The sequence below is a fragment of the Microbacterium sp. NPDC060132 genome, assembly GCF_042729675.1.
GTDB classification, from domain to species: Bacteria; Actinomycetota; Actinomycetes; order Actinomycetales; family Microbacteriaceae; genus Microbacterium; species Microbacterium sufflavum.
In genome coordinates, this window is record NZ_JBHWXU010000001.1 from 3051524 (window position 1) to 3065482 (window position 13959).

Here is a 13959-nt window from a genome sequence, read left to right on the forward strand (position 1 = left end):
AGGAAGTCCATGCCGAAAACCCCGCCGTCCGAGCCCGTCGACGAACGCATCCAGGACATCGATCTCTCTCACGAGATGCAGGGCTCCTTCCTCGAATACGCGTACTCCGTCATCTACTCCCGCGCCCTTCCGGACGCGCGGGACGGGCTCAAGCCGGTGCAGCGCCGCATCCTGTTCCAGATGGCCGAGATGGGTCTGCGCCCCGACCGCGGTCACGTCAAGAGCGCGCGCGTCGTCGGCGAGGTGATGGGAAAGCTGCACCCCCACGGCGACTCCGCCATCTACGACGCGCTCGTGCGGCTCGCCCAGGAGTGGGCGCTGCGCGTGCCGCTCGTCGACGGGCATGGCAACTTCGGCTCACTCGACGACGGCCCGGCGGCCGCCCGGTACACCGAGGCACGACTCGCGGCCGCCGCACTCTCCCTCACGGAGAACCTCGACGAGGACGTCGTCGACTTCATCCCCAACTACGACGGCCAATTCCAGCAGCCCGCCGTGCTGCCCGCGGCCTTCCCGAACCTGCTGGTCAACGGCGCCAGCGGCATCGCCGTCGGCATGGCGACGAACATGGCCCCGCACAACCTCATCGAGGTCGTGGCCGCAGCCGTGCATCTCCTCGAGCACCCGGACGCCACGACGGAAGAGCTGATGGAGTACGTGCCCGGCCCCGACTTCCCCTCGGGCGGCATCCTGATGGGCCTCGACGGCGTGAAGGACGCGTACACCACCGGCCGCGGCGCCCTGAAGGTCCGCGGCAAGACATCGATCGAGCCGCTCGGCCCCCGCCGCACGGGCATCATCGTCTCCGAGCTGCCCTATATGGTCGGCCCCGAGCGACTGATCGAGAAGATCCGGGACGCCGTCCAGGCCAAGAAGCTGCAGGGCATCAGCGACGTCACCGACCTCACCGACCGCAACCACGGACTGCGCGTGGCCATCGGCGTGAAGACCGGGTTCGATCCGAACGCGGTCCTGGAACAGCTGTATCGGCTGACACCGCTGGAAGACTCGTTCAGCATCAACAACGTCGCCCTGGTGGACGGGCAGCCGCGAACCCTCGGCCTCAAGGAGATGCTGAGCGTCTACGTCGGGCATCGCATCGAGGTCATCACCCGCCGCAGCCGCTACCGCCTCGCCCGGCGCGAGGAACGTCTCCACCTCGTCGAGGGCCTCCTCATCGCGATCCTCGACATCGACGAGGTCATCCAGGTCATCCGCTCCTCCGACGACTCGGAACAGGCGCGCACCCGCCTGCGCTCGGTCTTCGATCTCAGCGAGCCGCAGGCCGAGTACATCCTCGAGCTGCGGCTGCGGCGCCTGACCAAGTTCTCCCGCATCGAGCTGGAGACCGAGCGCGACGCGCTGCTCGCCGAGATCGCGAACCTGCGCGAGCTGCTCGGCAGCCCCGCGCTGCTCCGCGCCGCCGTCGCCCGCGAGCTCGACGCCGTGGCCGAGGCATACGGGACCCCGCGACGCACGCTGCTGCTCAACGCGGCTCCGCCGAAGCCCCGCGCCGCCAAGGGGGCCGCCGACCTGCAGATCGCCGACGCGCCCACCACGCTCGTGCTGTCCACCACCGGTCGTGCCGTCCGGGTCGACCTGGGCGACGGCCAGGAGCTCACGGCCCCCACCCGCCGGAGCAAACACGACGCCATCCTCGCCACGGTCGAGACCACGGTGCGCGCCGAGCTCGGTGCGCTCACGAGCAGCGGACGGGTCGTGCGCTTCTCCCCCGTCGACCTTCCGTCGGTTCCGGCGAGCTCCGTCCAGCTGGCGGCCGGCGCCCCGCTGCGCGACTACCTCGGCATCACCACGAAGGGCGAGCGCATCCTCGGGTTCGTCCGCTTCGACAGCGACACGCCGATCGCCCTGGGCACCGCGCAGGGCGTCGTGAAGCGCATCGTGCCGTCGGCGCTCCCCGTCCGCCCGGAGCTCGAGGTGATCGGCCTCAAGCCCGGCGACACGGTCGTGGGTGCGGCGGAGTCCCCCGACGACGCCGAGCTCGTGTTCCTCACCTCCGATGCGCAGCTGCTCCGCTTCGCTGCCGCGAGCGTGCGACCGCAGGGCGCTGCCGCCGGAGGTATGGCCGGCATCAAGCTCGGGGCCGGCGCCACGGTGCTGTTCTTCGGGGTGGTCGCACCGGGGGTCGACGCGGTCGTGGCGACCGTGTCGGGTGCCGAGAGCATCCTGCCCGGAACCGATCCAGGACGCGCGAAGGTCTCGTCGTTCGCGGAGTACCCCGCCAAGGGACGAGCGACCGGCGGGGTGCGCGCCCACGCCTTCCTGAAGGGCGAGGACCGGCTGACGGTCGCGTGGGTCGGTCCCAACCCGCCGCTCGCGGTCGACCCGACGGGTGCCGTCCGCAAGCTCCCGGAGTCCGGCGCCCGACGCGATGCCTCCGGTCAGCCCATCGACGGCGTGATCGGCAGCATCGGGCGCACGATCGTCTGAGCGCGCGAGGAGCCGTCGAGCGGGGTGCCCGGGCTTCGGGCTCCCCGCTGCGTGTCAGGCGTCGATGGACTCGCGCGACAGCCGGTCGGCCGAGTCGATGATGAACTCGCGCCGCGGAGCGACCTCGTTGCCCATCAGCAGCTCGAACACGCGACCGGCGGCCTCCGCGTCCTCCATACGGACGCGACGGAGCAGACGCCCGGAGCGGTCCATGGTCGTGTTCGCCAGCTGCTCGGCGTCCATCTCCCCGAGACCCTTGTAGCGCTGGATCGGCTCGTGCCACCGCTTGCCCGCCTTGCGGAGCTTCGCCAGCAGCGCGTGCATCTCCTGCTCGGTGTACGTGTAGATCGTCTCGTTCGGCTTGGACCCCGGGTTGATCACGATGATGCGGTGCAGCGGAGGAACGGCGGCGAACACGCGGCCGTGCTCGATCAGTGGTCGCATGTACCGGAAGAACAGCGTGAGCAGCAGGGTGCGGATGTGGGCGCCGTCGACGTCGGCGTCGCTCATCAGGATGATCTTCCCGTAGCGCGCCGCCTCGATGTCGAACGTGCGACCCGAGCCCGCTCCGATCACCTGGATGATCGACGCACACTCCGCATTGGAGAGCATGTCCCCGACCGAGGCCTTCTGCACGTTGAGGATCTTGCCGCGGATGGGCAGGAGTGCCTGGAACTCGCTGTTGCGCGCGTTCTTCGCCGTGCCGAGAGCGGAGTCGCCCTCCACGATGAACAGCTCGCTGCGTTCGACGTCGTTGGTGCGGCAGTCGACGAGCTTCGTGGGGAGCGTGGACGACTCCAGCGCGTTCTTGCGACGCTGTGTCTCCTTGTGCGCCCGCGCGGACACCCTGGCCTTCATCTCGGACACGATCTTGTCGAGGAGCTGCGTGGCCTGGCTCTTGTCGTCGCGCTTCGTCGAGGTGAAGCGCTGCAGGAGCTCCTTGCGCATGACCTGGGCGACGATCTGCCGCACCGCCGGCGTGCCGAGCACCTCCTTGGTCTGGCCCTCGAACTGCGGTTCTGGCACGTTGACGGTGAGCACGGCCGTGAGCCCGGCCAGCACGTCGTCCTTCTCCAGCTTGTCGTTGCCGACCTTCAGCCGGCGGGCGTTCTGCTCGACCTGCGCGCGGAGAACCTTCAGCAGCTCCTGCTCGAAGCCCTGCTGGTGCGTGCCGCCCTTGGGCGTGGAGATGATGTTGACGAACGAGCGGATGCGGGTGTCGTAGCCCGTGCCCCAGCGCAGTGCGACATCCACTTCGCAGACGCGCTCCACCTCGGTCGCGACCATGTGGCCGTCCGCCTGCAGCACGGGCACCGTCTCGCGGAACGTGCCCTCGCCCTGGATGCGCCACGTGTCCGTCACCGGCGGGTCGATGGCGAGGTAGTCGACGAACTCGGAGATGCCGCCCTCGTACAGGTACGACGTCTCGATCGGCCCGGCGGGAGCGCCGTCGTCGCCGACGGGCGCCGTACCGGCGCGCTCGTCGCGCACCACGATCTCGAGGCCCGGGACCAGGAACGCCGTCTGTCGCGCACGCGTCTCCAGCTCAGCCAGCTGGAACGCGGCATCCTTCGTGAAGATCTGCCGGTCGGCCCAGTAGCGCACGCGCGTGCCGGTGACGCCGCGCGGCGCCTTGCCGATGACCCGTAGCTCGCTCTTCTCCTCGAACGGCGTGAACGGCGCGTCGGGCCGCTTCTCGCCGGAGTCGCGGAACACGCCAGGCTCGCCGCGGTGGAACGACATCGCATAGGTCTTGCCGCCGCGATCGACCTCGACGTCGAGACGCTCGGAGAGGGCGTTGACCACCGAGGCGCCGACGCCGTGCAGTCCACCGGACGCGGCGTACGAGCCGCCGCCGAACTTCCCGCCGGCGTGCAGCTTGGTGTAGACGACCTCGACGCCGGACAGCCCGGTGCGCGGTTCGACGTCGACCGGGATGCCGCGGCCTCGGTCGTGCACCTCGACGCTGCCGTCCTCGTGCAGGATGATGTCGATGCGCGACCCGTTGCCGGCGACGGCCTCGTCGACGGAGTTGTCGATGATCTCCCACAGGCAGTGCATGAGCCCGGGCGAACCGTTCGAGCCGATGTACATGCCCGGTCGTTTGCGGACCGCCTCGAGTCCTTCGAGCACCTGGAGATGATGGGCGGAGTACTCGGCATTCACAATCTCCGAGTCTATTCGCGCGGGCGCCGTGGACTCGGCCGACACTCCCCACGCGTCGGCAGTCGGCGCCGGCCCGTACGCGCTGAGCGAAACACGCCGACAACCGGGCATGCCCACAGGCGGGGCGTGGTTGTATTGAGCACGACCAACAAGGACGCCGACACCCGAGGAGGCCCCGAGATGAATGCAACGACCGAACGTGAGACCTCCGCTGTCGAGTTCCGGCTGACCGCGATGGACCGGTGCGACTCCTGCGGTGCGCAGGCCTACATCGCCGCCGAGGTCAACGGCTCCGAGCTCCTGTTCTGCGCCCACCACGGCCGCAAGTACGAGGAGAAGCTCCGCAGCGTCGCCACCAGCTGGCACGACGAGACCGCTCGCCTCGTCGAGACGGTCTGATCGCGCGGGTGGAGTGAGCCGGACCCGCCGGCTCAGTCCACCGGCACGCGACGGATCCGCGGACTCAGCCGCGTGAGGATCTCCTCGCCGACCGTGTCGATCCGTTCCGCGAGCGTCGTGGCCGAGGACTCGCCCGCCTCTCCGGGACCGAAAACCGTCACCTCGTCCCCGACGGACAGTCCCGCCCATCCCTCGATCTGCGCGAAGAACGGTTCGATCCGTTCGAGCGCGCGTGCTCCGGCCGGCGTGCCGACCCGGGCCCCGACGAGCGTCGATGGCAATCCGTCGAAGGCGCCGACCTCGATCACCGCGCGACCCTCCTCCACGCGTGCGACCGGCGCCACCAGTCGCGCGACCGGGCGCACACCCTCCAGCTCGGGCCCGTCCGCGGAGCGGATCCCGTAGCAGAACGCACCGATGCGGGCGACGGTGCCCCGCAGCTCGGGACGCCACCACGACGCGGCGGACGCGGTGAGGTGAAGGGCGGCCGGTGTCGGGCCCGTCCCCCCGGCGGCGCGGACCGCATCGAGGAACACGGCCTGCGCGTCATCGTCCTCGCGATCGCTCGCCTCCGCGATGTGGCTCCAGATCCCCTCCAGGGACAGCAGTCCGGCAGCCTCTGCAGCCCGAGCCTGCGCGATCGCCCCCGGCCAGTCCTCCGGGAGCACGCCGTTGCGGTGCAGGCCCGTGTCGATCTTCAGGTGCACGCGCGCGACAGCCCCGAGCGCCTCGGCCCGCGCGATGATGCGGTGCAGGTACTCCACAGTGCCCACGCCGAGGTCGATCCCCTGGAGCAGCGCCTCGTCGATCTCCGCATCCGTCGAGGTGGCCCACGCGAACACCCTCGCCTCAGGCCCAACGAGCCGTCGCACGTCGAGGCCGCCCCGCACGTCGTAGCTTCCGAACGACGCCACCCCCGCCTGTACGGCCGTCTCCACGGTCCAGGTGAGGCCGTGGCCGTAGGCGTCGTCCTTGAGCACGAGCATGAGCTCGCATCCGCCGAGGCGGGAGGTGACCGCCGCGATGTTGTCGCGGAGCGTCCGCGCGCTCAGCCGCAGCTCGGGGCGGCTCATGCCTCCCACCCCCGCACGGCATGCGAACCGGCGACGGCGACCAGCTCCGCGGCGGACATGTCCGTCGCCGAGGACCATCGGACGATCTCGTCTCGGGCGGGTCCGGTGCCACCGAAGTACGTCACCTCGGCGCCGACCGGGGCCTCCGTGCCCTCCAGATCGACGACGCAGACGTCCATGGCCACGCGGCCGACGATCGGGCGGAGGATGCCGTCCACCTCGACCAGGGCGACGTTGCCGAGCGCGCGCACGATGCCCTGGGCGTACCCTCCGGTCACGAGCGCGACCGTGGTGTCGCCCGACGCGCGGAACGTGTAGCCGTAGGAGACGGCGTCGCCCGCGCGCAGCGGCTTGGTCGACATCACGCGTCCCGTCAGCCGCAGGACCGGTGTCGCGTCGTGATTGCTGCCGGGGAGGCCGTAGAGGATCGACGGGTCGATGTCCGGTTCCCCCGTGGTGACCCCCGCGATGCCCTCCAGCCGCAGCATCTCCACCTCGCCCTCGCTGTCCACGCGCACCTCGCGGGCACCGGCCACCGTCACGGCGTGGGCCACGGCGAGCAGCCCGTGACCCCAGGCGTCGCGGCGCAGGTCTGCTCGCACTCCCCCCTCGCGGACGGCCGCAACCGCTGCGGCGGTGAGGGCGGAGCGGGAGATCAGCGCCCGCGGAAGCGCACTCGAGGTCGTGTCACACACGTGATCCAGCCTAGCTTCGTGTTCCGGGATCCCGGTGTGACTCCCCCGTAGACTGGACGGCATCCCCAACCCCCGGAGCTCCATGACTCGTCTTTCTCTCGCGCCCCGCATCCGCTACCTCCTCGGCCGCGCCCGTCGCATCGACGTCGGCTCCGTTGTCGAGCGAGCGAAGGAGGCCTCTGCACAGCACCACAAGCCCGTCCCGACGATCGTCGTGGACATGCTGTGGTCCGCCGCGCGGCACAACGTGGGGTTCCAGGACTACATCGACTACGACTTCGCGATGCTCACCCGTGCCGAGCGCGACACCTACATGACGCACCCCGTGTCGAACCAGCTCTCCCAGAAGTACGACCACCCGGACTTCCGGTGGATCTTCCAGGACAAGATCGAGTTCAACCGGAAGTTCTCCGAGCACCTCCATCGCGAGTGGCTGGTGGTCGAAGAGGGCAACGCCGCCGAGGTGCGCGCGCTCACGGAACGCCTGGGGACCATCGTCACCAAGGAGCCGGTCGGCCAGGCGGGCACCGGTGTGCACCGGTACCACGCGGCCGATATCGACGACTGGGATGCCTTCCACCGCGGGCTGCTGAGTCGCGGCGAGCTCCTCATCGAAGAGGTCATCCGACAGCACGACGACCTCGCCGCCGTCTGCCCTGGCACCGTGAACACGACCCGCATCACCGCGTTCTTCGACGGCGAGAAGGCGCACATCCTCGCGATGGCTCAGAAGTTCGGGCGGGGCGCCGTGAGTGATCAGATGACTTTCGGGGGCTTCTACACGATGCTCGACGAGAACGGACACGCGGTCGGCGCGGGGTACGACTCGCACGGCCACGTGCACGAGACGCACCCGGACTCGGGCTTCCGCATCGCGGACTTCCAGCTGCCCTTCATGGACGAGGTGCGAGCCTTCATCGACCGCGTGGCCAGGGTCGTGCCCGAGGTGCAGTACGTCGGCTGGGACGTCGTCGTCACGCCGGGCGGTCCCGTGCTCGTCGAGGGCAACTGGGGCGCCGGCGTGTACGAGAACAAGCCCAGCGTCACCGGGATCCGCACCGGCCACAAGCCGCGCTACCGCGAGGTCATCGGGTTCTGACCACCACGACAGAACGCCCCCGGATTCCTCCGGGGGCGTTCTCGTCGAACCAGCAGATCAGACCGCGCGGACGATGCCGAGCGGCGTGGACTCCAGTCCCTGGCCGAGCGGATTGTCGCCGAGGATCTTCACCAGCCGGGCTTCGCCGGCCTTGTCGAGCGTCGATCCGAGGATGTTGCCGCCGAGGTCGTTGATGTCCACCACCGCGACCTCCACCTGCCCACCGAGCAGGCCCTTGAGCCGTGCTGCGACGCCGTCCGGGTCCTTCGGGCCGAGCACCACGGCCTGGTTGTACGGCGGGATCGTGTGCTTGGTGGGGCCATCGATCGCGCGCGCCTTGTCCCCGGCGATGCGATAGAAGTCGCCCTTTCGTCCGAACGCCTTGGTGACCGCCGAGACGGCGGCGGCGAACAGGATACGCGGCGTGCCGCACTCCCGCAGTGCCATCTCCATGGTCTCGGGCATGCCGAGCCCGATGCCGTAGGGCGTGCGCGTGACGTACTTCGAGAGGAACAGCGCGAGCTTGCGCGGCGTGATCTCGTCCAGGCGGTACGACCGACCCTGCGTGATCGCCACGATCTTCTCCGTGACGAACAGCAGGTCTCCCGGCTGCACGGCGTCCTTCGCGTATTCGGTGATGACCGCGTCGAGGTCGTCGTCCGGCATCACCACGCGGGTGCGCAACGGGATGCGCGCGTAGCTCGTGCCGTCGACGCTGGTCTCGAGCGCCTTGCCCTCGTTCGCCTGCATCACTCGAGGTAGTCCCGCAGCGACTGCGAGCGGCTCGGGTGGCGCAGCTTGGCCATCGTCTTCGACTCGATCTGACGGATCCGCTCACGCGTCACGCCGAACGTGTCACCGATCTGGTCGAGCGTCTTGGGCTGACCGTCGCCGAGGCCGAAGCGCATGCGGATCACGCCCGCCTCCCGCTCCGAGAGCGAGTCGAGCAGCTGCTCGAGCTGGCGCTGCAGCATCGTGAAGCCCACGGCATCGGCGGGGACGACCGCCTCGGTGTCCTCGATCAGGTCACCGAACTCGCTGTCGCCGTCTTCACCGAGCGGAGTGTGCAGGGAGATGGGCTCACGGCCGTACTTCTGCACCTCCACGACCTTCTCCGGGGTCATGTCGAGCTCGCGGCTCAGCTCCTCCGGGGTGGGCTCACGACCCAGGTCCTGCAGCATCTGCCGCTGCACGCGGGCGAGCTTGTTGATGACCTCGACCATGTGCACGGGGATGCGGATCGTGCGGGCCTGGTCGGCCATGGCGCGCGTGATCGCCTGACGGATCCACCAGGTCGCATAGGTCGAGAACTTGAAGCCCTTGGTGTAGTCGAACTTCTCGACGGCGCGGATCAGACCGAGGTTGCCCTCCTGGATCAGGTCGAGGAACTGCATGCCGCGACCGGTGTACCGCTTGGCGAGCGAGACGACGAGCCGCAGGTTCGCGCCGAGCAGGTGGCTCTTGGCTCGCTGGCCGTCGCGGGCGACCCACTGGAGGTCGAGACCCAGCTGACTCGACTTCTCGGCCGGGGTCATCGCGGACAGCTTCTCCTCGGCGAACAGACCCGCCTCGATGCGCATCGCGAGCTCGACCTCTTCGGCCGCGTTCAGCAGCGCGACCTTTCCGATCTGCTTCAGGTAGTCCTTGACGGGGTCGGCCGTGGCGCCGGTGATCTGCGTCGAGTAGACGGGGACGTCCTCGTCGTCGTTCGACGAGATGACGATCGCGCCGGTGGGCAGCGGCTCGGTGAACGCCGGCTTGGCGTCCTCCTCCTCGTCGTCCCCCGTGCTCTCCTCGGCGGAATCGGTCGCGGCGTCGTCTTCCTCGACGACGTCCTCCGACTTCTTCTTCTTCGCCGCGCCGCGCTTGGCGGCACCGCGCTTGGCGGGCGCTGCCTCGTCGAGGTTCTCGACCTCGATCTCCTCGTCGGGCGTGGGTTCTTCGGCGGCCTTCTTCGTCCGTGTGTTCTTCGTCGTGGCAGGAGTCACGTTTCGCCTTTCACGGAGCCGATCACGGGCCCCGGGACATTTCGGACACTAGTAAGACCCTTGTCAAGTCCGGAGTTCGAAAACGCCGATTGACAACGGGTCGGACTCCTAGTATCGCACACGTGTGGCGCTCCGGATGCAATCCGGCGAAGTTCGCGTCGATCCGGCTCAGCCGCGGCCGGGCTTGTCCTCGTCGCCCGACGGTCGCGTGGCCAGGTAGCGCTCGAGCTCCGCCGCCAGCTCGTCCGCGCTCGGCAGGTCGCGCTCGCTGAACCCGCCCTCGTCGTAGCTGTCGTCCTCGGGGTCGCGGCCTGCCATGTAGGCGTCGTAGCGGCGCTCCAGGTTGTGGACCATCTGCTGCAGCTCGTCGTTCGCCGCGACCTGCTCGTCCACCCTGGCGATGTAGTCCTCCCGGCGCTCGCGCACGGCGTCGAGCATGAGCACCAGTCCCGTGGATGCCATGAGCTTCTCGGCCGCGGCGCTGACCGCGTCGGGGTTCTCCGTCTCGGCGAGGTAGTGCGGCACGAGCAGCACGAAGCCCACCACTCGTTCGCCGCGCTCGGCGAAACGGAACTCCAGCAGATGCCCCGCGGTCGCCGGCACCTGCGTACGCGGGCGCCACACCGAGTGCGAGACCACGAGGTCACGGCGGTTGCCGCTCACCGTCGTGCCGATGGGGCGGGTATGCGGCACGGGCATGGCGATCGAATGCACCCAGTGCAGTCCGGATGCCTCGTATTCCGCGGCGAGGTCGAGCACGGTCTCGGCGAAGGCGTTCCAGGCGAAGTCCGGTTCGTAGCCCGCGAGGAGGAGGAACGGGCGACCGAGGGCGTCCGTCGCGAGCGAGAGCTCCAGCCGAGGCGGCCGGAACTCGGAGAGGTGGTCCTGATCGAAGGAGATCACCGGACGGCGGGCCCGGTAGTCGAGGAGCACATCGTTGTCGAAGATCACGAGCGGCTGCGGAGATGTGGACTCGCGGAGGTGGTCGATCAGTCCGGACACCGCGCTCCCGGCATCCGTGAAGCCGGTCAGGAGCACGACGAGGGGCAGTCCGTGCGGCACCGTCGGCGCGTTCGCGACGCGTTCGTGGATCTCTCCGGAGAAGGGCATGACTCCATGCTACGAGCAGGTCCCGACGAGGGGCCCCGGGCCGTCTCGCTGAGAGCGAACACGCGGGGGCACGCGGGGCCGCCCGGTCGCAGAGGTCCTCCTAGGATGGAGAGCATGACGCTTCCCGTGCTCTCGCACACCACCGATCAGTTCCCCGGAAGCGCTGCTGATGCCGCAGTGCTCGTCGTTCCCGATCTCTCGGATTCGGCCGAGTCGCTGGGGGCCTACCCCGGCCTCGCCGAGGTCCTCGAAGGCATCGGGTTCACCGGTGCCGCCGGATCGTTCGCCCGCGTGTACGCGCCCGACGTCTCCACCCTGCCGTTCGCCGTCGTCGGTGCAGGGAAGAGCATCGACGATGCCGCGATCCGCAGCGCCGCCGGTGTCGCCCTCCGCTCGCTGACCGGGTTCCCGCACGTCGCGCTCGGGCTCGCCTCCGGCCTCGACGGCCACGCCGCCGCCGCCGCCGAGGGGGCCGTGCTCGGCGGTCACCGCTTCGACGGCTACCGCACCGAGAAGGGCAAGGCGCGCGCCGAGCGGATCACCGTCCACGCGGACCTCGACGACGAGACGATCACCCGAGCGCAGACCCTGGGCGAAGCCGTCGCGCTGATCAAGGATCTGGTGAACGTCCCCGCGGAGTGGCAGAGCCCCGCGCAGCTCGCGCAGAGCGCGGCCGACAGCGTCGCCGAGCTCGATGTCACCGTCGACATCTTCGACGAGGCCGCGCTGGCGGAGCAGGGCTTCGGCGGAATCCTCGGGGTCGGGCAGGGGTCCGACCGGCCGCCGCGTCTGGTCCGCCTCGACTACTCCCCCGCAGACGCCGTGCGGCACCTCGCCCTGGTCGGCAAGGGCATCACGTTCGACACCGGTGGTCTCTCCCTCAAGCCGGCCGCCTCGATGGTGGGCATGAAGTTCGACATGGCCGGGGCCGCGACGTCCCTGGCCGCCCTTCGCGCCATCGCCCGGCTCGGGCTCCCGGTGCGCGTCACCGCCTGGCTCTGCATCACCGACAACATGCCGTCCGGCCGCGCCCTGCGCCCCGGTGATGTCATCCGCATCCTCGACGGCACGACGGTCGAGGTGCAGAACACCGACGCCGAAGGGCGCCTGGTCCTCGCCGACGGCCTGGTCGCCGCCAGCCGAGAGCACCCCGACGTCATCATCGACGTCGCGACGCTGACCGGTGCGATCGTCGCCGCCCTCGGACACCGGCACACGGGCGTGTTCGGCGACGACGAGACGGTGACGCGGTTCCTCGCCGCGGCGGAGCAGACCGGAGAGCCCGCCTGGCACATGCCGCTGCCCTCGTACATGGAGGAGTCCCTCGAGTCGCCGATCGCCGACCTGCAGAACGCGAACATGGGCGACCGGATGGGCGGCGCCTCGTTCGCCGGTCTGTTCCTGCGACGCTTCGTCGGACCGGTCTCGGACGCCGAGGACGCCGCCCGCATCCCCTGGGTGCACCTCGACATCGCGGGCTCCGGCGAACACGCCGGTGCGCCGTACGGCTTCACGGAGAAGGGTCCAACGGGGGCGATGGTCCGATCGATCGTCGCCTTCGCCGAAGCAGCATCCCACACGGAGGCATAACACCGATGACAACCCACACCTTCGACATCGTCGTGCTCGGCGGTGGCAGCGGCGGCTACGCGGCCGCGCTGCGCGCCAGCGAACTCGGCAAGTCGGTCGCGCTGATCGAGAAGGACAAGGTCGGAGGCACCTGTCTGCACCGCGGCTGCATCCCGACCAAAGCGCTGCTGCACGCGGCGGAGGTGGCGGAGCATGTGCGCGACGCCGCAGCGGTGGGGATCTCGGCCACCCTCGACGGCATCGACGCGGCGGGCGTGCGGGCATACCGCGAGGGCATCGTCGCGAAGAAGTACAAGGGGCTCGAGGGCCTCGTCAAGGCGCGTGGCATCACCACGGTCACCGGGACGGGACGGCTCAACGCAGACCGGAGCGTCAGCGTCGGCGACGACGTGTACGTCGGGACGGACGTCGTGCTCGCCACCGGCTCGTACAGCCGCACGCTTCCCGGGCTCGACATCGGCGGCCGCATCCTGACCAGCGAGCAGGCGCTCGCGCTCGATGTGATCCCCGAGCGCGTCATCGTGCTCGGCGGCGGTGTGATCGGCGTGGAGTTCGCGAGCGTCTGGCGCTCCTTCGGTGTCGAGGTCACGATCGTCGAGGCGCTGCCGCACCTCGTGCCGAACGAGGACATCGCGATGAGCAAGGGGCTCGAGCGCGCGTTCCGGCGCCGCGGCATCCAGTACTCGCTCGGAGTGCGGTTCCAGCAGGCCACCCAGGACGACACGTCCGTCAGCGTGACCCTCGAGGACGGCACGGAGCTCACCGCGGACTACCTGCTCGTCGCAGTCGGTCGCGGTCCCGCCACGGCCGATCTGGGCTTCGAGGAGGCGGGCGTCGTCCTCGACCGCGGGTTCGTCACGGTCGACGAGGAACTGCGCACCGGGGTTCCCGGGGTGTGGGCGGTCGGCGACATCGTCCCAGGGCTCCAGCTCGCCCACCGGGGCTTCCAGCAGGGCATCGCGGTGGCCGAGCGCATCGCCGGCCTCTCCCCCGCGACGGTCCCCGACGTGCAGATCCCGAAGGTCACGTACTCCAGCCCCGAGGTCGCCTCGGTCGGGCTGACCGAGGAGGCGGCCGTGGCCGCGCACGGCGCCGACGCGGTGTCGTCCTACGAGTACAACCTCGCCGGCAACGGCAAGAGCGAGATCATCGGAACGGGCGGCCTCGTCAAGGTCGTCCGCCAGAAGGACGGCCCGGTGCTCGGCGTGCATCTGATCGGTGACCGCGTCGGCGAGCTCATCACCGAGGGTCAGCTCGCTGTGGCCTGGGAGGCGCACCCCGAGGACATCGCTCCGCTCATCCATGCGCACCCCACGCAGAGCGAAGCGCTCGGCGAGGCCTTCCTCGCGCTGGCCGGAAAGCCCCTGCACGCCCTCTGAGCACCAACC

The 13959-nt window shown here is 69.8% G+C and carries 11 protein-coding genes; 5 read left to right on the forward strand and 6 right to left on the reverse strand.

The window, feature by feature from the left end; genetic code table 11:
* Window positions 1–9: 9 nt before the first annotated feature.
* Window positions 10–2451, forward strand: coding sequence for a DNA topoisomerase (ATP-hydrolyzing) subunit A (locus tag ACFWCH_RS14765; protein WP_378803728.1), 2442 nt, complete (start codon window positions 10–12; stop codon window positions 2449–2451).
* Between the two features lie 54 nt (window positions 2452–2505).
* Here the strand turns inward: ACFWCH_RS14765 and ACFWCH_RS14770 are convergent, their stop codons facing one another.
* Entirely contained in the window at window positions 2506–4617 is a 2112-nt protein-coding gene (locus ACFWCH_RS14770) for a type IIA DNA topoisomerase subunit B (RefSeq protein WP_372490596.1), read from the reverse strand.
* Between the two features lie 180 nt (window positions 4618–4797).
* Here ACFWCH_RS14770 and ACFWCH_RS14775 point away from each other — a divergent pair, with 180 nt between their 5' ends.
* Window positions 4798–5016 (forward strand): hypothetical protein, encoded by a 219-nt coding sequence (locus ACFWCH_RS14775; protein ID WP_136033021.1) that lies wholly within the window; start codon window positions 4798–4800, stop codon window positions 5014–5016.
* 32 nt (window positions 5017–5048) lie between these two features.
* Here the strand turns inward: ACFWCH_RS14775 and ACFWCH_RS14780 are convergent, their stop codons facing one another.
* Both ACFWCH_RS14780 and ACFWCH_RS14785 read right to left on the reverse strand, forming a co-directional pair.
* Entirely contained in the window at window positions 5049–6089 is a 1041-nt protein-coding gene (locus ACFWCH_RS14780) for an alanine racemase (protein ID WP_378803729.1), read from the reverse strand.
* Window positions 6086–6784, reverse strand: a complete 699-nt coding sequence (locus ACFWCH_RS14785; protein ID WP_206251188.1) for an alanine racemase C-terminal domain-containing protein — start codon at window positions 6782–6784, stop codon at window positions 6086–6088. The genes ACFWCH_RS14780 and ACFWCH_RS14785 overlap by 4 nt, the downstream gene beginning before the upstream one ends.
* Before the next feature lie 82 nt (window positions 6785–6866).
* Here ACFWCH_RS14785 and ACFWCH_RS14790 point away from each other — a divergent pair, with 82 nt between their 5' ends.
* Window positions 6867–7883, forward strand: coding sequence for a sugar-transfer associated ATP-grasp domain-containing protein (locus ACFWCH_RS14790; protein WP_378803730.1), 1017 nt, complete (start codon window positions 6867–6869; stop codon window positions 7881–7883).
* A 57-nt stretch (window positions 7884–7940) separates the two neighbouring features.
* Here the strand turns inward: ACFWCH_RS14790 and ACFWCH_RS14795 are convergent, their stop codons facing one another.
* The 3 genes from ACFWCH_RS14795 to ACFWCH_RS14805 form a co-directional block, all read right to left on the reverse strand.
* Window positions 7941–8633 carry a coenzyme F420-0:L-glutamate ligase gene (locus ACFWCH_RS14795; protein ID WP_205812673.1) on the reverse strand — a complete coding sequence of 231 codons (693 nt, stop codon included), beginning with the start codon at window positions 8631–8633 and terminating at the stop codon, window positions 7941–7943.
* Window positions 8633–9871, reverse strand: coding sequence for an RNA polymerase sigma factor (locus ACFWCH_RS14800; RefSeq protein WP_378803731.1), 1239 nt, complete (start codon window positions 9869–9871; stop codon window positions 8633–8635). Before ACFWCH_RS14800 ends, ACFWCH_RS14795 begins: the two co-directional genes overlap by 1 nt.
* A gap of 168 nt (window positions 9872–10039) precedes the next feature.
* Window positions 10040–10981 carry a proteasome assembly chaperone family protein gene (locus tag ACFWCH_RS14805; RefSeq protein WP_378803732.1) on the reverse strand — a complete coding sequence of 314 codons (942 nt, stop codon included), beginning with the start codon at window positions 10979–10981 and terminating at the stop codon, window positions 10040–10042.
* Between the two features lie 114 nt (window positions 10982–11095).
* On the opposite strand from ACFWCH_RS14805, the gene ACFWCH_RS14810 reads away from it, so the two are divergent.
* Both ACFWCH_RS14810 and lpdA read left to right on the forward strand, forming a co-directional pair.
* The gene (locus tag ACFWCH_RS14810; RefSeq protein ID WP_136036090.1) at window positions 11096–12571 is read left to right on the forward strand and encodes a leucyl aminopeptidase; all 1476 of its coding nucleotides are present in this window, start codon (window positions 11096–11098) and stop codon (window positions 12569–12571) included.
* Window positions 12572–12576: 5 nt separating this feature from the next.
* Window positions 12577–13950, forward strand: coding sequence for a dihydrolipoyl dehydrogenase (gene lpdA / locus ACFWCH_RS14815; protein ID WP_378803733.1), 1374 nt, complete (start codon window positions 12577–12579; stop codon window positions 13948–13950).
* Window positions 13951–13959: the final 9 nt, after the last annotated feature.